Below are 20,288 nucleotides of genomic sequence, written 5' to 3'. Positions count from 1 at the left end.
CCTTATTATGCATTAGCTAAAATAGCTAACGCCTGTTCTTCATCTACTTTCATTTGATCGATAAGATCTTGTAAGTTATTAAATTTAACTTCCCCTCTAAGATAGGAAATAAATTGTACAATTACTTCTTTTCCATATATATCTTGGTCAAAGTCAAAGACGTGTACTTCACATCTATGATACTGGTTTTTAAATGTTGGATTGTCTCCAATATTACCTACCCCATCATACCAAATGCCATCGATACATACACGATTAGCATATACGCCATCTGGAGGCGTGGCCATTTCATTAGGAAGTAACAAATTTAATGTAGGAAATCCTAATGTACGTCCCCGTTGATCACCTTTTATGACAGTGCCTTTAAATTGGAATGGTCTACCAAGCCAATGAGTGGCATCTTCTAGACGGCCTTCTCGAATAGCTTTTCTAATCTCAGTGCTGGAAATAGGAGTACTAAGTCCATCACAAGGCAATAAAGGCTGAACTAAAACTTGTATTCCCCTATCCGCCAATACTTGTTTCATATATTCAGGATTACCCAGCCCGTTAGCACCGAATGTAAAATTCTCACCAACGACGATGGCTTCCACAGTAGTATCTTTACAAAGAGCATCTAAAAACTCATCAGCACTCATTCTTAATAATTCTTCAGTCATAGGCAATCGTAAGATATAATCAATATTTAACTCTTCAAGAACAGAATCCATAATCTCTTCTTGAATGACCCGTTTTGGTACTCGATCGGGATGCAAAATCGTTAACGGATGATGTTCAAAGGTTATGATGATACTAACACCATTAACTGATGCAGCCTCCTCAACAGCCTTACGTATAACTCGTTGATGACCGCGATGAATGCCATCAAAGGTACCAAGGGCATATACTTTTGTATCTTTGATTTGACGTAGTTCATCAAACGAATGTATTTGCTTCATACTTATCCTTCAATAAAAATATTTTTTTCCACCTTTAAGGAGTGGTTTGTTCGTTTCATAATACCAATGAAACCATGTGGTCCATAGGCTCTATACAAATTATTTGGTTCAGTGAAAGAAAATTCACTGTTAATAGGCAACTCCTTGCCTTGAACCATCATCTTTAATTGTACACTATTTACAGTCACTTGTGAAAGATGAGATACCGCCACATCTGTTGGTAATAAAAGGCTTTCACCATGTAACATTAACTCTTCCGCCATGTTAGCGGAATCAATAACAAAAGGTCCTACTTGAGTACGTGCCAAAGATGTCATAGTGCCTGGTATGCCCAGAGAAATGCAAATATCTCGTAATAACGAACGAATATAAGTGCCACCTGAGCAAGTTACGCGAATCGTAAAGTATGGAAATCCATAAGCTATTAATTCAATATGTTTAATATGAATTTGACGTAATGGCAACTCTACAGGAATCCCTTTTCGTGCATATTCATAAGCTCGAATGCCATTTACTTTAATAGCAGAATACTTAGATGGCCTCTGATTTTGAATTCCTACAAAGGTATTCAGGGTAGTAACCAACTCATCAAATGATGGTTTAAGCATAGACTTTGAGATTTCAGAAAACTGAAAAGATTCATCTAATACGACACCTTCACGCAATACCATGTCGGTATCAGGTAATACAGGTTGGCCTGCGCTATCTTCAGTATCTGTAAAAGTTCCAAATTTACATTCCGCAACATAGGTTTTATCAAAACCTTCAGTATACTCTATGAGGCGCGTAGCCTTACCAAGGAATATAGGTAATACACCATAAGCCATAGGATCAAGTGTACCACTATGACCAATGCGCTTTTCTTTTAAAATACGGCGACAAATGGCTACAGCATCATGACTTGTAATACCAGGCGGTTTTAAAAATGGTAAAATGCCATCCATTACTTAATTACCTCAATAAGAGCTTCTTTTGCTTCCTCTAATGGTAAATTAATCGTACAACCAGCAGCTCGAATGTGTCCGCCACCGCCAAAACGGCTAGCTATAGCATTCACATCGGTACCTTTAGAACGTAAGCTAACCCGTGTACTATCATCAGCTTCAGCTTTTAATAAAACTGCAATATCAACAGTATCGACGTTTCTAATAATATCTACAAAACCATCCGTATCATCTCCAAGAATTGTCATAGCCTCACGATTTAACTCGATCGTGGCCACTGTATTATTCTTGTGGAACTCAATAGTTTGCATAATTTGTTTTGTTAATTCTAAGCGACTAGCAGACATGGACTCAATTGTTTCAGAAATAGCATTAGGTCTAGCCCCTGAAGCTACACATTTAGCAGCCATTTCAAGGGTATTAGCTGTAGTGTTACTAAATTTAAAGAACCCACAATCTGTAGCAATCGCCATATATAATGCGGTACCCATCGACTCAGTGATAGGCCAATTCCATTTCGTGCATAAGTCCGTAATAATTTCACCTGTAGCAGCAAATTCTGGCTTCAAATATAGATGATCTGCAAACTCTGTATTAGAAATATGGTGGTCTATATTAAAAATAGGTGCACTCCAGAGTGCACCTACTTTGCCAATTCGCTCATACGTGCTAGCATCCAAAACCATGAGCATATCAATGTCAACTGGATTAGTTTCAAAGTATGCTACATCATGGATGTGGTCCGTATATCGTAAGAATGAGTACTTCTCAGGAACTACATCATCCACTACCATATATACAGTTTTACCTTGTCCTATAAGGGCTTCGTAAAAGGCCACCATGGACCCGATAGCATCGCCATCAGGTCTAACATGGACGGTTAGCATAATAGAATTAGCTTCACACAGAGCCATATGTAATTGATTAATAGTAATCTTACTCATGTTCTGTATCCTTTGTGTTAATTTGTTTCTTCGTCCTTTTTGATTTCATTCAAAAGGGATTCGATATGCATGCTATAGTCTAAAGACGTATCCTTATCAAAAGTGATAGAAGGAATATGGCGCAATTTAAGTACTTTGCCAAGCTCAGTACGAATATGGCCAGATGCATGCTTTAACGCGATAAGGGTATCTTGTTTTTCCTTATCAGAACCAAACAAGGAAACATAAATCGTAGCTTCCCGCAAATCACCTGTCACATGAACATCAGTGATTGTTGTAAAACCGATGCGAGGGTCTTTCAACCCGCGCATCAACATTTGACTTACCTCTTGTTTGATAAATTCTTGTAGTTTTCTGACACGAACGTCACTCATATAAACCTCCTAAATTTGAGGTGCAATTTCTTCCATTAAGTATGCTTCAATAACGTCGCCTTCCTTCACATCACGGTAACCTTCTAAGGAAATACCACATTCGAAGGATGTCTTAACCTCTTTCACTTCGTCTTTGAAACGGCGTAAGGAATCAACCTTACCTTCAAATACAACGATGCCATCGCGAATCAAACGTACTTCAGAGTCGTTAGTAATACGACCTTCAGTTACATAAGAACCCGCAACAATTGCTTTAGGTGTAGAGATTACTTGACGTACTTCAGCACGACCAACGATAACCTCTTTGAATTGAGGTGCCAACATACCACGCATCGCGGACTCAACGTCGTTGATAGCATCATAGATTACGCGATATGTACGAAGGTCAACTTTTTCATTTTCCGCAGCGCGGCGAACATTAGCATCTGGACGTACATTGAAGCCCATTACGATTGCATTAGATGCAGAAGCCAACATGATATCGGATTCGTTAATAGCACCTACTGCAGCATGGACGATAACAATACGAACTTCAGGGTTTTTAATACCTTCTAAAGATTGACGCAATGCTTCTACAGAGCCTTGAACGTCAGCTTTGATAATGATGTTAAGGTCTTTTAACTCACCTTGTTGAATTTGGTTGAAAATATCATCCAATGTAACTTTGTGAGTTGCTTGTAATTCTTGAACGCGTTGTTTTGCAATACGTTTTTCAGCGATTGCACGTGCTTCGTTATCATCCATACCATTGATGATTTCACCAGCTTGTGGAACTTCGGAGAAGCCCAAGATTTCTACTGGCATAGATGGACGAGCTACTTTTACTTTTTCACCGCGTTCATTTGTCATAGCACGAACTTTACCGTATGCAGTACCAGCAAGAACTGTATCACCTACGCGGAGGGAACCTTTTTGTACTAATACTGTACATACAGCACCACGGCCTTTATCAAGTTGAGCCTCGATAACTACGCCGTAAGCTTTGCGGTTAGGGTTAGCTTTTAATTCCATAACTTCTGCAACGAGCAAGATATTTTCAAGCAAGTCGTCAATACCTTGTTTTTGTTTAGCAGAAACTGGAACCATGATTACATCACCGCCCCATTCTTCTGGTAAAAGGCCATGTTCAGACAATTGTTGTTTAACATGGTCTGGGTTAGCACCTGGTTTATCCATTTTATTGATGGCTACGATAATAGGTACTTCCGCAGATTTAGCATGGTTAATAGCCTCGATAGTTTGTGGCATCACACCGTCGTCAGCAGCTACTACGAGAACTGCGATATCTGTGGACTTCGCACCGCGTAGACGCATAGCAGTAAATGCTTCATGGCCTGGTGTATCAAGGAAAGTAATTTTGTTATCGTTATAACGAACTTGATATGCACCGATATGTTGAGTGATACCGCCAGCTTCACCAGCTGTTACGTTAGTTTGACGAATTACGTCCAATAAGGATGTTTTACCATGGTCAACGTGACCCATGATAGTAACTACTGGTGGACGAGGTTTTAATGTTTCTGGTGCATCTTCAATTTCGATGATATCAGTAGGATCCTCTTCAGGCTCTACTTCAGTTACAGTTACGCCAAACTCTTCGGCTACGATGGTAGCTGTATCAACATCAACCTCTTGGTTAATGCTTGCCATTACACCTAAAAGCATCAACTTTTTGATGATTTCAGATACTTCGCGCCCCATTTTTTCAGCTAATTCTTTAACAGTTAAAGGACCGCTTAATTCAATTTCTGTTGCAATCGCTGCTTCAGCCTTACGCTCAGCTTCAGCTTTTTGTTGTAAGTACTGTTCATTACGATGTTTTACGCGATTCTTTTTCTTTTGCATAGATGTAGATAACAAGGATTGAGGGCGATTATTGCCACCTTTTTTATTTTTCTTGTTACGGCGATCGTTGTTATTAGAATTGCGATTATCATTGTTGCGGTTGTCGCTATTACGGTTATCATTATTGCGATTTTCGTTATTACGCGCATCATTAGGACGACCGTTATTATTACGGTTGTCATTATTGCGGTTATTATTGTTATTAGGGCGATTATTAGCGCGGTCACCACCATGTTGGTTACCATCGGATTTACGTGTAGGCTCAGAAATTTGTACGTGACGTACATTTCCTTTTTTGTGGTCCTTTTGTTTAGATTGATCGTCTTGTTTTTGACCACCTTGTTTATGATTATCCTTTTTATGTTCGTTAGAACGATTTGGATGTTGTTGTTTATGTGGAGCAGCTTCTTGTTTATGAGCCGCAGTTGGAGCAGATTTTTGTTCTGTTTTTTGTACTACTTTAGGTGCTTCAGAGTTTTTGCTCAATTGTTTTTTTACAATTTCATAACCGGAATCATCTACAGAATTAACTGCTTTCGTAACATTTACATTATGTTGTTGCAAAATAGATATAACCTGCTTACTTTCTACGCCAAACTCTTTGGCGATTTCATGGACGCGCTTTTTGGACATCTACATACCCCCTTATTATCGATCAATCTCTTTTAATAATGCCTTTGCAAATCCATCATCTAGTATGGCAACTACTACCCTAACTTCTTTACCAATGGCCGTTCCTAACGCCTCTTTATTGGCAATACTATGAAGTGGAATGTGATGTGTCTCTGCTAATTGAGTATATTTCTTTTCATTGTTGGCTGCACAGTCACCAGCGAGAAGTACCAATTTCGGTTCCTTTCTCTTTATAGACTTTTCTACGATGAAATCACCGGAAATAACTTTGCCTGCTCGTTGTGCTAAACCTAAGAGATTCAAAATTTTATCTTCATTCATGTATATCAGTGATTACTCATTCTCTTGTAAATCACGTTGTAACGCTTCGTATATCTCTTTCGATACACTATGCTTTAATGACCGTTCTAATCGTTTTGCTTTATAGGCTTGCTCAAAGCACGACATGGATTCACATAGATAAGCTCCACGTCCTGGTGCTTTACCAGTGCGATCAATACTGATGTTACCGTCTGGGCTCAAAGCTACGCGAATCAATTCACGTTTAGCCTTAGGCTCACCACATCCTACACAAGTTCGCATAGGTTGGGATTTCGGTTTCATGACTATTCACCATCCTCAGCATTGCCAAAACCTGTGAAAGGTTCTTCAGCAGCTTGAGTTTCGCTTTTAATATCGATTTTCCAGTTTGTTAACTTCGCAGCTAAACGAGCATTTTGACCAGCTTTACCAATCGCTAAGGATAATTGGTAGTCAGGTACTACTACGTAAGAAGATTTTTCTTCCTCGCTTACATCTACAGATACAACCTTTGCAGGGCTTAAGGAGTTAGCAATGTAAATTGCTGGATCTTCATCCCATTTAACAATGTCGATTTTTTCATCGTGTAATTCATCAACGATATGTTGTACACGTTGACCTTTAGGACCTACGCAGGCACCTACAGGATCAACATTTTCATCGCGGCTATATACAGCGATTTTAGAGCGCATACCTGGCTCACGAGCTACAGATTTAAGCTCCACAACGCCTTCAAAGATTTCTGGCACTTCTAATTCAAAGAGACGTTTTAATAGGCCTGGATGTGTACGGGAAATCATGATTTGAGGGCCTTTCGTAGTTTTCTTAACCTCTACGATATAGCATTTAATGCGGTCCCCTTCACGATATGTTTCAGTACCGATTTGCTCTGTTGGCGGCAAGATTGCTTCTGTTTTACCAAGATTGATAAATACGTTTTTACCTTCTACACGAGTAATGACACCAGTGATGATATCACCTTCACGGCTATAGTATTCTTCGTATACTACGCTACGCTCAGCCTCTTTCAAACGTTGAATGAGCATTTGTTTTGCAGTATGGGCAGCACTACGACCAAAGTTGGCAGGAGTTACATCTACTTCTACTACGTCTCCAATCTCAAAACGTTTATCTTTTTTACGAGCATCAAGTAAGCTGATTTCTGTTTCAGGTAATTCCACAGTTTCTACTACTTGTTTTTTTGCCATTACTTTATAAACGCCTGTTTCACGGTCAATCACAACGTACGCATCTGGGTTAGATGTTGGTTCTTTGCGATATGCTTGCAATAATGCAGCCTCTAAGGATTCAAAGATAACCTCAGGAGCAAAACCTTTTTGCTTTGTAAGCACCATTACCGCTTGAATTAATTCTTGACTCACTCGTATGCCTCCATGTATTAAAAATCAAGATGTAATCGAATTTGTGCAATAGCAGAACGTTCAAATGTCATGCTTTCACCATTAATAGTAAAGTCGATAGTTATATCCGTAAAACCTTGTAAAGCACCAGTAAATTGTTTACTGCCATTAACAGGTTTAAATAACTGAATATCTACGTCACGGCCATTATAGCGAATCAAATCCTTATCTTTTTTAAGAACTCGATCAAGGCCTGGAGAAGATACTTCCAATAAATAGTTTTCCGTAATTGGATCTTTTTCGTCGAGGACAGCACTTAATTTTTCGCTCACCAACTGACAATCATCCAAATCTACACCACCTGGTTTATCGAGATAGACACGCAAATACCAATCGCGTTCGCGCACATAGTCTACATCAACGAGTTCCATATCGGTGCCGGCTATTATACCTTCAACTACAGAGGATACAAATTCCTCCACTGCTTCTCTCTTCATAGCCATCGCCTCCTTCATTACTACATCTTGTATATATCTCTTGATTCATTCACCTGAAAATTAGGCTAATCATAAATGAAAGAGTGGACATAAGCCCACTCTTTTAAAAGATTTATATAAAAGTCATATATAGTATATCACATTTGTTGTGTATATACAAATTCTACGCTTTCTAATGGGCATTTAAGAAACCAATACCACATAAGTCATTTTATAAAACCCAAAAACAACTACAATAACAGCATAGTCAAATCTATCCTAATTAATCAATACGGTCATGTAAGCCTTTTAATATAGGGCCTAAATGTTCACGCAACACGTTAGATAAATCATCTAAATTTTTAGCGTCTAAATGATGATCAATTTCTGGATAGCTTTTATAACGGAGTTCTGCAAAATATTCATCGCGCAACTCATTATAATACAATAATAAACCTGTACATTCATCCATTTTACGGTATTCACCAATGATAAAAGAACCATTAATCATGCGAATTCCGTGAGCAGGATCAATATCTCGAACAAAACCTTCTAACTCTTCAGGCATAACCTCAGAAAAGTCCCACGTAGGAATTCCTCTTCGACGATAGGTAAAGGTAAAATTATTAGATGGTTCGATTAACATATTTGTTAAACCTTTAACGCAGCGTTCTTGTAACCCCATCCAAAAAGATTCTAAATCAGCTCTCACAAAAGAAATATCAACAAAGGAAAAGAGGGGCATTTCAATATGTACCGTATAGTCCTCTACCTCTTTATCATATAATGCAGACCATCGCCAATTTAAATTATTTTGATAATGAAAAATAGGTATTTGTAAAACCTCTTCTCCACCTTCAATACGTTCAGTTAACTCTGTATAGTCACTATCACTATATGTAACTAAAGTAAACCCTCCAACACTTTGAGGCAACCATGAATAGTCTAAGCCTTTACAAGCCTCAATGATTGTTACCATATAATGCCTCATATCTTTCTTGATACTGTAAAACAGACTTTACATAACTACGCGTTTCAGGAAACGGAATCGTATCTACCATGCCATTCCATTTATTCTCATTGAGCCAAGACTCAACATGACCTCGTCCTGCATTATACGCAGCTAACGCTTGTACCTCATCACCATTGAATTCCTTCAATAAGTGCCCCAAGTACCAAGTACCTAACTCAATATTGGTAGTTGGCTCTTTTAATTGTCGATCTGTATAGTTGCCATGGCCAACTTGCTGAGCTACCCAACGAGCCGTATCTGGCATGAGTTGCATTAAACCAAGGGCACCGGTTTCAGATTCAGCAGTGTTCTTGTATTTACTTTCAGCTAAAATAACACTAGCTACCAAGGACGGAGGCACTTGCTCTTTCTCAGCGGCAGCCATCACAACATCTCTATAGTTAAAGGGATACGCGATTTGACGCGCCAAAGGATCGTCTAGATGTGTAAAATAAAACCACCCAAGTACGACGCAAGACAGCGCCGTTGCCGTTGCACGTTTCATATATCCCCCTTTCTACATATAATTACTAAAACGATTTACCATACTCTAGCCATAACCAAATGCTAAGATACTATAATACTAAATTTCATGGGCTTATTATACCATTTAATACTATTTTTTATATACCAATTTTGACACATCCACTGTAATTATTGAGGTTTTTGTAAAAGCAGCGCTAAACGCTCACTCCAAATAGTATCTAATTGTGCGGTCAAAGCCTGAGGCGTACCATTATTATCAATGATTACATCTGCAAAAGATCGTTTATTGTCGAGCCGCATTTGACTCTTAATACGCGCCAAAGCATCCTCTTTCGAATATCCATTACGACTCATTAAACGTTTAATTTGCGTCGTTTCATTCACATATACGAGCCACACCTCATCCATCATGGTATACCATTCACCTTCTATGAGTAATGGAATATCATAGATTAAAATCGGTGTATTAGCCATTTCATATTGAGATGTTAGTTCTAAAATACGATTGCGAATATGCGTTTTTAGACATCCATTTAATAATTGTCGTTTTTCTTCATTATGAAAGACAATAGCACCAAGTGTTTCACGATTTAGTGTGCCGTCTTCATGTAAAACGTTAGAGCCAAAAGTATCCACAAGGGCTTCTAAACCTTCAGTACCTGGTTCCACCACCTCACGAGCGACGATATCTGCATCGATATAAGGTATTCCTTTGTCCTTAAAATAGGTAAGGACTGTACTTTTGCCCGATGCAATACCACCAGTTAATCCTATTTTAAACATATATACCTTCTATTTTTAATAAACTAATAGTTAGAAACTATTATTTAACTAACGCCCAATTTTCCGCATGATGTACATCTACAATAAGAGGCACTTGTAACTCCACAATAGATTGCATAGTAGTACGTAATAATTCTTCTATGTCTTCTAATTCAGAATTCACTACTTCTAAGACAAGTTCATCATGTACCTGTAATAAAAGACGAGATGTAAAGTTCCGTTCTTCAAGCTTTTCCTCGACTTGGTTCATAGCTAACTTGATAATATCTGCAGCAGTACCTTGAATTGGTGTATTCATCGCCGTACGTTCAGCAAAGGAGCGACGATTAAAGTTACGGCTGTTAATATCAGGCAATTCGCGTTGACGGCCGAACATAGTGCGAACCTTACCTGTTTCATGAGCCTCTTGCACCATACGATCCATATACTCTTTAACTTTAGGATAACGACTAAAATATAAATCTATATAGTTTTTAGCTTCACCCCGTGTAATCCCTAAGTCACGAGATAAACCAAAGTCAGAAATACCGTAAATAATACCAAAGTTAATTGCCTTTGCATGAGAACGTTCTTCGCTCGTTACATCTTCTTGAGATTTACCTAGCACCTCTGCCGCAGTAAAACGATGAATATCCTTACCATCAACAAAGGCTTTAATTAAAGCTTCATCACCCGAAAGATGCGCTAAAATACGCAACTCAATTTGAGAATAATCGGCGCTCACCAACGTATCGTAACCAGCACCTGGGTAGAATAAAGCACGAATTTCACGGCCCTTTTCAGTACGAACAGGAATATTTTGCAAGTTAGGATCAGAGGAGCTCAAACGACCTGTAGCCGTAACCATTTGATTGAACGTAGTGTGAATGCGTTTAGTCTTATCATTAATAAGAACGGCCAAGCCTTCACAATATGTAGATACTAACTTAGCTACCGAGCGGTACGCCAAGATTTTCTCTACAATCGGACTTTCATGACGAAGCATATCCAGTACTTCTGCATCTGTAGAATATCCAGTCTTAGTTTTCTTAATAATTGGCAAGTTCATCTTTTCAAACAAGATAACGCCCAATTGTTTAGGCGAGTTAATGTTGAAAGTTTCCCCCGCAATATCATAAATCTCTTGTTGAACCTGAGCTAGTTCCTCTTTAAAGCGAGATGTTGTTTCAGCTAATTTCTCCGTATCAATATAAATACCATTTTTTTCCATTACCACTAACGTATGAATCAATGGTAATTCAATAGTTTCATATAGAGACCAAAGCTCTTCACGGCGTGCAGATTCACAAGCTCCTTCGTTCATGGCAAGTAAAGCTTTCACCATGGATACGCATTCTACATCCACGCTGCCACTAGCAATGCTCGGCACGGAGAAACGTTCCGTCAAATATAGATAACCATAGTTAGTACGCGTAGGATCTAACAAGTATGCTAGAAGAGATATATCATGAACACGAGCAGTTTTATCATCGTTAAATAGAGAAATATCCGCTGGTGCATCTTCGCCAAAGGCTTCAATAATCTCCTTGGTTTGAGTAGTAACAACAGCCTTAGCACCTTGTAAAACAGCTAATACAGCTTTAGTATCGTCTGTTTTTACAATAGTATCACCATTCGATAAGAACGTATTTGTTACTGTTCTAAATGGAGTTTTACCGTCGAGCAAAACATGTACAGCTACCGTCTTATCCGTATAGAACTCAGGTGTTAAAACCTTATCATCTGCTAAATCATCTAGAGAAATTTCCTCTTGTGGAGCAAATAAAGAGCCAGGATCACCAAAAGCGGCTTCCTCTCCACCCATTACTTGAACGATACGAGGCGTTAATTTAGTAAAACCTAATGTTTCAAATAAAGGCTGTACTTCAGAGGTATGGAAGTTTTGTACAAAGTCTTCTACTTTATAAGATAAATCCATATCTGTTTTAATAGTCGCTAATTCACGAGACAAAAATGCTAAGTCTTTGTTTTCTACAAGGCGTTCTTTTAATTTTTTACCAGAAATATCTTCGATATGATCATATACGGACTCAAGATTACCGTATTCCGTAATCAATTTAAGGGCCGTTTTTTCACCTACACCTGGTACACCTGGAATATTATCAGAGGAGTCCCCCATAAGGGCTTTCATTTCAATAACCTTATCAGGACCATAGCCATAGAGTTCCTCCATGTTATCAAGAGTAACCTCTAGCATATCAGAAATACCTTTTTTAGTTAAGAACACGTGACTATGCTCTGTAACGAGCTGCAGATTATCGCGGTCCCCTGTAATGATTTGAACAGCCATCTCTGGTGTACCAAATTTCTTACTTAAAGAACCTAAAATATCGTCCCCTTCAAAGCCTTCTTCTTCAATGACACAAATACCTAAGGCTTTTAATACATCTTGAATAAGACTAAACTGTGGACGTAAATCCTCTGGTGCATCAGGACGATTACCTTTATATTCGCTATACATTTCTGTACGGAACGTTTGACGACCTTTATCAAAGGCTACTGCAATATAATCAGGGTTAATTTCTTCATACAATTTGATGAGCATTGTTAAAAAACCATACACTGCATTCGTTGGAGTCCCCAAGGCAGACTTTAAAGGCGGTAACGCAAAAAACGCACGGAATAACAAACTACTGCCATCTATAATCATTAATTTTTTCATAATACACCTCGCATAATTCTATCCTTTATTATAACATAAGGGATCTAACTAACCTTTAAAATCAAAATAATTAACCAGTTACAACACTAGCAAATATATTGATAATCTTCATTTCATAAAATCAACTTATATGCTATAGTTAATAAACAGTAGAAAATGTTTTATACTTCATACTAACAAGGAAAATATTGGGCTGAAAAGTCCTTGCGTATCAATATGTGGTATGATATAATCATTCAGGTATAAGAAACGATTTTTAAGGAGGTGACTCAATTGCCAAACATTAAATCCAGTATTAGAAGCGTAAAAACGGATGCTGAACGTCGTGCGAAAAACGCCGCTGTAAAATCTCAAATCCGTACAGCAAGTCGTAAAACCGTAGAAGCTGTTCAAGCAGGCGCAGTAGAAGAAGCAAAACAAGCACTTGTTCATGCTACTAGCGTAATTGATAAAGCAGCCTCCAAAGGTGTACTTCATAAAAACACTGCAGCTCGCAAAAAATCCAACCTTGCAGCTGAAGTAAACGCTTTATAATTTTAAAAGCAAGTAAGACAGTCTCTCGGATTTCCGTTGAGGCTGTTTTTTTATGTCCTTTTTCATTTTTTATATAATGATTGTTTCGTTTTTTATACAGTTATATTTTATTACTCCCTATGGGCAGATTAGAGGACTATTACTATGAGAACACTATTATTAATGCGTGGTGCTCCTGCTAGTGGTAAGTCTCATTGGATTCGTGACAACAATCTTGAGGCTTACACCTTAGAAGCCGATCATTTCCGTATGCTATTACGCAGCCCTTCCCTTGGGGAAAACGGCTGGTATATTTCACAAGAGGATAATGGTCCGGCCTGGGAACTCCTACTAGATTGCTTAGAGAAACGAATGATTAATGGCGACTTTGTCGTTTTAGATGCTACCCACACTACATCTAAAGCTGTTAATGCATATAAAGAGTTGCTTAACAAATATAAATATACTGTATATTACTATGAACCAGATACATCATTAGAAGAATGTTTAGCTCGTAATGCTACACGAACAGATTACAAACGAGTACCTGAGCAAGTTATACACCGCATGCACAAGATGATTAAAATAACTACATTACCAAAATTTTGTAGGAAAATAAATTCTATCGATGAAATCAATAATTACTTTACTGTAGATTTAACAAATCGATATGAACGAGTGCGTATCATTGGTGATATTCACGGCTGTTATACGGCATTACAACAAGCTATCACTCCTTGGGATGAAAAGACACTTTATATCTTTTGTGGTGACTATTTAGAGCGTGGTATTGAAAATAAAGAAATGATATATGAAATGATGCGCCTTAGCACATTACCTAATACAATTATGTTAGAAGGCAATCACGAACGACATATTGCAAACTTTGCATTCAATACAAAATTAGATCAATCCAAACGATTTATGAAAGAAGTAGTATCACCTATCGTAAAAGATATGACGAAAAAAGATTTAGAATCACTTCAACGAGAATTACGACTCTTTTATAAATCACTTCGTCAATGCTATCCTTTTAGCTTTCATGGCAAAAAATATTTAGTATCCCATGGTGGCCTTTCCTACGTACCTAACATGACCTTTATAGCTACCTCTACCTTTATAAATGGTTTTGGAGCTTATGAAACAGATATTGCTAAAATATATGATGCTAATTACGAAAAAGGTATGTGTCAGAACTTTATTCAAATTCATGGTCATCGAGGTGTTCCTGATGGTACATATTCCTTCTGTTTAGAAGGAGAAGTAGAATTTGGTGGAGAACTCAAATACATAGATATTACTAAAGATGCTTTTACTAAAAATGGTATTAAAAATGATGTGTACGATAAAGATTATATGCGCCATGAATACCAAAACATGACACAACATGTCATCTTCACACAAAATGAAGATATTAATATTTTAGGTAACTCTAAATTAGTAAAAGTAAAAAAATGCTCCCCTAACCTATATTCCTTAAACTTTACCTCACGTGTATTCCACAAACGATTATGGAATGAAAATACAGTACAAGCTCGAGGATTATTCGTGGATCGTATAACAGGAGATGTTAAATTACGTAGTTATAATAAATTCTTTAATCTCAACGAACGACCAGAAACAGAGTTAAACAATCTGGCTAATACAATCGCTTTCCCTGTCGAAATTCGAACTAAAGAAAATGGATACCTTTCTATCCTTGGTGTTATTAATGATGAATTAGTATTTGCATCTAAATCTACTACAGAAGGTATGCACGTAGATTTGTTTAAAAATTTATTCCAAAAATTACCTACAAGCCTACAAGAAGAAATCAAAGAATTATTAAAACGTAATAGTTGTTCTATGATGTTTGAAGTTATCAGCCAAGAAGATACACATATTATTAAATACGACCATGATCATCTTTATGTACTTGATATGATTCAAAATACGTTAGATGTAAATGGTAAACATATTGATGTAGCTTTCTCTAGGAATAGGCTAGCAGAACTAGAATCCATCCTTAAGAAATATGACACTCAGTTGATATCTATTGTAAAAACAATTCAACAAGTTAATACTATGGACGAACTGAAAAACCTCATAAATAAGGAACTTAATTCACATCATGAGTCTGAAGGCTTTGTATTAGTCGATAGCAATGGGTTTATGACAAAATTTAAAGGGCCTTATTATAATACTTGGAAACACCGACGAAATCGGATTCTAGAACCATATCAACAAAATGGTAAGATCCCTTATGAAAACTGTAAAAATGAAGATGATAGAAAATTTGCAGATTTCTTGAGTACACTAGATTATGATGTAGTTTGTAAATCCACGTTACTAAATATAAAAGAAATGATGGGAAATAAGGGTTTACTATAATAAAATAATCATATTTTTTTAGAAATATCCTGTAATAAACCAAAAAGAGGTTGTAACGAGAATGCAATTAAATCACATTCTGTTGCAACCTCTTTTTCTATTATGTTTTTCTTACACTAAATACTAAAACTCCATTACACCAGTGGTAGTAATTCTAATTTCTGGAATTACTGTTAAAGCAAGGAAGCTCAGATTGATAAATGGATCTAGTCCCTTAGGCACTCCCATACCGTAAGCAATGTCTTTCATCTTAGCTACTTTAGCATCTACTTCCTCATGTGGTCGATTTGTAATTAACCCCATTACTTCAAGGGCTAATTCTTCTACTACATTTCCTTCACTTATAATGACATAGCCGCCACCAATTTCACGAATACGTTCAATGGCTGCCATCATATCTGCATCATTATCGCCGACAACGATTAAGTTATGAGAATCATGTGCAAAGGATGTTGCAATGGAACCATTTGTAAGATTAAAGCCTTTCAGAATACCTACACCATTTCTCCCTGATGCTTTATAACGCTCAATACAAGTAATTTTATTATACTCTGAATTTGGTTTAAATAGACCATTTTCTACAGGAACTTCCTCAACCGTTTTTTGTGTAACGATTTGGCCCGGTACAATATTAATAATAGCTTGAGGACCATCTACTTGAATATCCAATTTTTCTTTTGTAAAAGTCCCTATATTTATGGTGTGTAACAATTCCTTAGGAACTTCTTTCTCTTCCCGAACAAGAACTCGATCAATAGGTTTTCCCTTATAGAACACTTCATGTATGGCTACGCTATTAGCATCATCAAGAACTACAAGATTTGCCTTATAGCTAGGAGCAATAGCACCAAATTCTTTCAAATGATAGCAAAGCGCCGTATTGGTAGAAGCCATTTTATAAGCTTTCACAGGGTCTAAGCCAAGTTCAATAGATCTGCGAATATTATAACTAATATGACCTTCAGAGCGGATATCCTCAATATGTTTATCATCTGTACAGAAACCATAGCGTTCCGTATTAGCTTTGTTATGAATGATACCTTGTACGATAGCATCTAAATTATGAGCCGCACTGCCTTCTCGAATCCATACATAGATACCATTTCTAACTTGCTCTTTAGCCTCTTCGTAGGAAATACATTCGTGGTTTGTTGTAATGCCAGCCAATCGATAGCTCGCCAATTGCTCTGGTGAAAGCCCAATAATATGACCATCCATAATCATATCTTTAAAGTAATCTAATTTTTTTACCATATATGGATCTCTATCAATAACACTAAAAGAGTCCATAACCTCCCCTAAGCCTAAAATGCGAGGATTACTTTGTAACTTATGTAACATATCGCCATCTAAAATAGCGCCATTATCCTCACCAGGTACAGCAGGCACACAGGATGGAGCCATAACATACACATCACCTTGAGCAGAAGCCGTCTCATTAATCATGTATTCAATGCCCGCAATACCGGCCACATTACCTGCTTCATGAGGATCTACCACAAAGCCTAAAGTTCCAACTTGAGATGCTTCAAACACCAATTCCTTTGGATTCACCAATGTAGACTCTAAATGTAAATGGCTGTCGATAAAACCAGGCACAATATATTTACCGCTATAGTCATATTCAGTCTCACCACTATAAGTACCTACACCAATAATCGTATCATCGTGAATGGCAATATCTGCCACATCCCACTCTTCTGTAAAGACATTTAAAACAGAGGCCCCTTTTAACACCACAGGAGCTTTCTCAAGGCCTTGAGCCTCTCTAGATACTTTTGTATTGAACGTTATCATATAGGGAACCTCCTACATAAAGATTTCTTTCAAAATAAAAATAAGTGCTAAAAAATACATAACAGCAGAAATATCACGATATTTACCAATAAGGACTTTAATTAATACGTAACTAACAAGGCCCCATTCAATACCAACACCAATAGAATAAGCAAATGGCATCATGATGATTGTCAAAAATGCTGGCAATCCTTCCGAAATATCGCTAAAGTTAATATCTTTCACTGAGGACATCATAAATAAGCCCACTACAATCAATACGGGAGCTGTAGCCGCCACGGGAATTACCATAAGCAACGGTGCCAAGAATAGAGATGCAATAAATAAACCGGCAATAGTAAGCGCTGTTAAACCTGTACGACCACCTTCTGCTATGCCTGCTGCAGACTCAACAGCCACAATATGTGGAGATGTACCTAGTGCACTGCCAACAATCGTACCAATAGCGGCGACTTTCATACAAGAACTTTGAACAGCCATTTGTTGATCTTGTGGTACCTCTGCTTGATTTGTTAAACCAATCAATACACCTACTACGTTAAATAGATTTACAAATAAAAATGTAAAAACAACGAACAACATATCCACCGATAGGATTTCACTCATATCATAGTGGAACCAAATTGGCTCTAAAGATGGTGGCATGGAAAATACTGTAGCTGGTAATTTAGTGATACCACAGAAAAAGCCTACTATAGCAGCGATAATAACGGCGAGGAAGATACCGCCTTTAACATTTCGACTTGTAAAGACAGCAATTAAAATCATTCCTAAAATAGCTACTAAGCTAGATGGTGATTGTAAATCCCCTATACTTATAAGGGTTGCAGGATTACTTACTATTAGGCCTGCACTACTTAAGCCGATAAGAGCAATAAATAAACCAATGCCCGCTGTTACGGCTAGTTTAATGGTATGCGGTATAGCATTAAATAAATATTCTTTTAGTGGTGTTACTGCAATGAGCAAAAATACTAACCCCGCTACAAGCTGCGCCGTCAAAGCAAAGGCAAAGCTATGCCCCATTTGAACTACAATGGTGTACGCAAAAAATGCGTTAATTCCCATCCCAGATAAACCAGCAAACGGCATGTTACTGTATAAGGCTAATAATAAAGTCATAATAATGGCGCTCAAAGCTGTCGCTGTAAATACAGCACCTACGTCCATTCCAGCAGCACCTAATATGGCAGGATTAACAGCTAAAACATAGGATACACATAAAAATGTGGTAGCGCCCGCAAAGAGTTCACGAGATACGGATGATCCACGTTCCGTAATTTTAAATAACTTGTCTAACGTACTACGTTGTACTTGTTCTGACATAAAAAATCCTCCTCTCATACTTATGTGAATAATCTCTCCTCATTTATATATTTCCACACAAATGTATAAATCTCCTGTTTATTTACTAAAATTGTCTTTTAGTTCCCATATAAAAAGACCAACTCATGATTAACATACGTTGGTCTTTCATTATGGTTTAACTGTCTATTTTAAAGATACTACCAGTTAAAACTATTTATTTTTAACTGGTAGTATCTCATATATAGAATATTATCTTTATTATTTTTCGTTGTTATTTTATTTATTATTTCGAAATTATATCATTATCGTACATAGGTAGGAATATAGCATTCTAAACCTAAAAATACGAAAATATATTAGAAAGTTATTTACTAAGTTTCTCTAAGAATGATGTTCCAATGCCCCATTGTTTTAAGTCAAAGTTTTCTAATATAGTTTCCCCTATATCAGCAAAGCTTTGTCTATCACCAAGATCTATAGCCCCTTTAAAACGTGGACTATAGCCAAGAATTGGAACGAGTTCACGAGTATGATCTGTGCCCTTCCAAGTTGGATCATTACCGTGGTCTGCGGTGATAAGTAATAAATCATCTTCGGTAAGCATTGGTAATAAACCGCCTAATTGGTAGTCAAAGTCTTCAATAGCTCGTTTGTAACCTTCTACATTTCTGCGATGACCATAGAGGCTATCAAACTCAACAAGATTCACCATCATCAAACCGTGATTAAAGGTTGAACCTATGAGATATGGAACCATATTCATGCCATGGGAATTAGTCTTTGTTGGATAGCTTTCATCCCATCCTACATGAGCATAAATATCTCCAATTTTACCGACTGCTACAGTTTGAATATTTGCATCTTGTAGCTCTTGTTGCACCATCTTTTTCTCTGGCATGCGACTATAATCATGACGATTAGATGTACGTACAAAACTGCCTAGTTCACCGATGAACGGACGTGCAATAATACGGCCTACATAATAATCACCGATGCATACCTTATCGCGGGTAATTTGGCAAATACGATATAGATCATCAATAGGAATGATATCCTCGTGAGCAGCAATTTGGAATACAGAATCTGCCGAGGTATATATAATAGGCTTACCTGTTTTAATATGCTCTGCTCCTAGACGCTCAATAATTTCAGTGCCGGATGCAACTTCATTACCTAAATAACCATAGCCTGTTTCTTTTGTGAAAGTATCCATCAACTCTTTTGGAAAACCTTCGTAAAAGGTTGGGAATGGAACTGTAACAGGATGCCCCATCATCTCCCAGTGACCACTTGTGGTATCTTTACCAGTACTAAGCTCAGCCATACGGCCAAAAGCACCTGTAATGCTTTCACCAGTATCTGAAATATCAGCAATGCGAGCTAAGCCAATAGATTTTAAGTTTGGACAATGAATCTGGCCTGCCGTCGATTCAATATGGCCTAATGTATTAGAACCTTCATCACCAAACTTCGCAGCATCAGCGGCATGACCAATACCAACAGAGTCCATAACTAATAGGATAATTCGTTTAAACATATATC

Annotated in this window: 18 protein-coding genes; 2 read left to right on the top strand and 16 right to left on the bottom strand. The window is 37.5% G+C overall.

What is annotated here, in order from left to right; translation table 11 throughout:
- Positions 1-5: 5 nt before the first annotated feature.
- The 13 genes from RWZ05_RS00900 to polA all read right to left on the bottom strand — a co-directional run bounded on the left by RWZ05_RS00900 (position 6) and on the right by polA (position 12,758).
- Positions 6-938, bottom strand: a complete 933-nt coding sequence (locus RWZ05_RS00900) for a bifunctional riboflavin kinase/FAD synthetase (RefSeq protein ID WP_314641165.1) — start codon at positions 936-938, stop codon at positions 6-8.
- 2 nt (positions 939-940) lie between these two features.
- Entirely contained in the window at positions 941-1,882 is a 942-nt protein-coding gene (locus tag RWZ05_RS00895; RefSeq protein ID WP_314641162.1) for a tRNA pseudouridine(55) synthase TruB, read from the bottom strand.
- The gene (locus RWZ05_RS00890) at positions 1,882-2,826 is read right to left on the bottom strand and encodes a bifunctional oligoribonuclease/PAP phosphatase NrnA (RefSeq protein WP_314641160.1); all 945 of its coding nucleotides are present in this window, start codon (positions 2,824-2,826) and stop codon (positions 1,882-1,884) included. Before RWZ05_RS00890 ends, RWZ05_RS00895 begins: the two co-directional genes overlap by 1 nt.
- Positions 2,827-2,843: 17 nt before the next feature.
- Positions 2,844-3,200 (bottom strand): 30S ribosome-binding factor RbfA, encoded by a 357-nt coding sequence (rbfA, locus tag RWZ05_RS00885; RefSeq protein WP_314641158.1) that lies wholly within the window; start codon positions 3,198-3,200, stop codon positions 2,844-2,846.
- Positions 3,201-3,209: 9 nt separating this feature from the next.
- Positions 3,210-5,678 carry a translation initiation factor IF-2 gene (gene infB, locus RWZ05_RS00880; protein ID WP_314641154.1) on the bottom strand — a complete coding sequence of 823 codons (2,469 nt, stop codon included), beginning with the start codon at positions 5,676-5,678 and terminating at the stop codon, positions 3,210-3,212.
- Between the two features lie 15 nt (positions 5,679-5,693).
- Complete coding sequence (locus RWZ05_RS00875) at positions 5,694-5,999, bottom strand: ribosomal L7Ae/L30e/S12e/Gadd45 family protein (RefSeq protein ID WP_314641152.1); 306 nt, start codon at positions 5,997-5,999, stop codon at positions 5,694-5,696.
- A 12-nt stretch (positions 6,000-6,011) separates the two neighbouring features.
- On the bottom strand, positions 6,012-6,281 hold the full coding sequence (gene rnpM, locus RWZ05_RS00870) for an RNase P modulator RnpM (RefSeq protein WP_005386859.1): 270 nt from the start codon (positions 6,279-6,281) through the stop codon (positions 6,012-6,014).
- A gap of 2 nt (positions 6,282-6,283) precedes the next feature.
- Entirely contained in the window at positions 6,284-7,360 is a 1,077-nt protein-coding gene (nusA, locus tag RWZ05_RS00865; RefSeq protein ID WP_314641150.1) for a transcription termination factor NusA, read from the bottom strand.
- A gap of 17 nt (positions 7,361-7,377) precedes the next feature.
- Positions 7,378-7,836 carry a ribosome maturation factor RimP gene (rimP, locus tag RWZ05_RS00860; protein ID WP_314641147.1) on the bottom strand — a complete coding sequence of 153 codons (459 nt, stop codon included), beginning with the start codon at positions 7,834-7,836 and terminating at the stop codon, positions 7,378-7,380.
- A gap of 262 nt (positions 7,837-8,098) precedes the next feature.
- The gene (locus RWZ05_RS00855; protein WP_314641145.1) at positions 8,099-8,794 is read right to left on the bottom strand and encodes a hypothetical protein; all 696 of its coding nucleotides are present in this window, start codon (positions 8,792-8,794) and stop codon (positions 8,099-8,101) included.
- The gene (locus tag RWZ05_RS00850; RefSeq protein WP_314641143.1) at positions 8,778-9,332 is read right to left on the bottom strand and encodes a lytic transglycosylase domain-containing protein; all 555 of its coding nucleotides are present in this window, start codon (positions 9,330-9,332) and stop codon (positions 8,778-8,780) included. Before RWZ05_RS00850 ends, RWZ05_RS00855 begins: the two co-directional genes overlap by 17 nt.
- Positions 9,333-9,481: 149 nt before the next feature.
- A complete protein-coding gene (gene coaE, locus RWZ05_RS00845) occupies positions 9,482-10,096 on the bottom strand; it encodes a dephospho-CoA kinase (RefSeq protein ID WP_314641141.1) in 615 nt (204 codons plus the stop codon).
- A gap of 40 nt (positions 10,097-10,136) precedes the next feature.
- Positions 10,137-12,758 carry a DNA polymerase I gene (gene polA / locus RWZ05_RS00840; protein WP_314641139.1) on the bottom strand — a complete coding sequence of 874 codons (2,622 nt, stop codon included), beginning with the start codon at positions 12,756-12,758 and terminating at the stop codon, positions 10,137-10,139.
- A 273-nt stretch (positions 12,759-13,031) separates the two neighbouring features.
- Here polA and rpsT point away from each other — a divergent pair, with 273 nt between their 5' ends.
- Positions 13,032-13,292, top strand: coding sequence for a 30S ribosomal protein S20 (gene rpsT, locus RWZ05_RS00835; RefSeq protein ID WP_314641138.1), 261 nt, complete (start codon positions 13,032-13,034; stop codon positions 13,290-13,292).
- A 144-nt stretch (positions 13,293-13,436) separates the two neighbouring features.
- On the top strand, positions 13,437-15,641 hold the full coding sequence (locus RWZ05_RS00830) for an RNA ligase (RefSeq protein WP_314641135.1): 2,205 nt from the start codon (positions 13,437-13,439) through the stop codon (positions 15,639-15,641).
- A 123-nt stretch (positions 15,642-15,764) separates the two neighbouring features.
- On the opposite strand, the gene ade is transcribed toward RWZ05_RS00830, so the two are convergent.
- From ade to RWZ05_RS00815, 3 genes are all read right to left on the bottom strand, one after another.
- A complete protein-coding gene (gene ade, locus RWZ05_RS00825) occupies positions 15,765-17,438 on the bottom strand; it encodes an adenine deaminase (RefSeq protein ID WP_314641133.1) in 1,674 nt (557 codons plus the stop codon).
- A 12-nt stretch (positions 17,439-17,450) separates the two neighbouring features.
- A complete protein-coding gene (locus RWZ05_RS00820) occupies positions 17,451-18,764 on the bottom strand; it encodes an NCS2 family permease (protein ID WP_314641129.1) in 1,314 nt (437 codons plus the stop codon).
- Positions 18,765-19,110: 346 nt separating this feature from the next.
- Entirely contained in the window at positions 19,111-20,283 is a 1,173-nt protein-coding gene (locus tag RWZ05_RS00815; protein WP_314641127.1) for a phosphopentomutase, read from the bottom strand.
- Positions 20,284-20,288: the final 5 nt, after the last annotated feature.

Source organism: uncultured Veillonella sp. (assembly GCF_963543145.1).
GTDB lineage: Bacteria > Bacillota > Negativicutes > Veillonellales > Veillonellaceae > Veillonella.
This window is presented reverse-complemented; position numbering and strand designations above follow the sequence as displayed.

Coding starts and splice junctions, on each gene's coding strand:
- rbfA (WP_314641158.1), bottom strand. CDS start 3,200: ATGAGTGACGTTCGTGTCAGAAAACTACAAGAATTTATCAAACAAGAG.
- RWZ05_RS00830 (WP_314641135.1), top strand. CDS start 13,437: ATGAGAACACTATTATTAATGCGTGGTGCTCCTGCTAGTGGTAAGTCT.
- RWZ05_RS00815 (WP_314641127.1), bottom strand. CDS start 20,283: ATGTTTAAACGAATTATCCTATTAGTTATGGACTCTGTTGGTATTGGT.
- ade (WP_314641133.1), bottom strand. CDS start 17,438: ATGATAACGTTCAATACAAAAGTATCTAGAGAGGCTCAAGGCCTTGAG.
- RWZ05_RS00820 (WP_314641129.1), bottom strand. CDS start 18,764: ATGTCAGAACAAGTACAACGTAGTACGTTAGACAAGTTATTTAAAATT.
- RWZ05_RS00850 (WP_314641143.1), bottom strand. CDS start 9,332: ATGAAACGTGCAACGGCAACGGCGCTGTCTTGCGTCGTACTTGGGTGG.
- RWZ05_RS00855 (WP_314641145.1), bottom strand. CDS start 8,794: ATGGTAACAATCATTGAGGCTTGTAAAGGCTTAGACTATTCATGGTTG.
- RWZ05_RS00875 (WP_314641152.1), bottom strand. CDS start 5,999: ATGAATGAAGATAAAATTTTGAATCTCTTAGGTTTAGCACAACGAGCA.
- RWZ05_RS00895 (WP_314641162.1), bottom strand. CDS start 1,882: ATGGATGGCATTTTACCATTTTTAAAACCGCCTGGTATTACAAGTCAT.
- coaE (WP_314641141.1), bottom strand. CDS start 10,096: ATGTTTAAAATAGGATTAACTGGTGGTATTGCATCGGGCAAAAGTACA.
- rnpM (WP_005386859.1), bottom strand. CDS start 6,281: ATGAAACCGAAATCCCAACCTATGCGAACTTGTGTAGGATGTGGTGAG.
- rimP (WP_314641147.1), bottom strand. CDS start 7,836: ATGAAGAGAGAAGCAGTGGAGGAATTTGTATCCTCTGTAGTTGAAGGT.
- polA (WP_314641139.1), bottom strand. CDS start 12,758: ATGAAAAAATTAATGATTATAGATGGCAGTAGTTTGTTATTCCGTGCG.
- RWZ05_RS00900 (WP_314641165.1), bottom strand. CDS start 938: ATGAAGCAAATACATTCGTTTGATGAACTACGTCAAATCAAAGATACA.
- RWZ05_RS00890 (WP_314641160.1), bottom strand. CDS start 2,826: ATGAGTAAGATTACTATTAATCAATTACATATGGCTCTGTGTGAAGCT.
- infB (WP_314641154.1), bottom strand. CDS start 5,678: ATGTCCAAAAAGCGCGTCCATGAAATCGCCAAAGAGTTTGGCGTAGAA.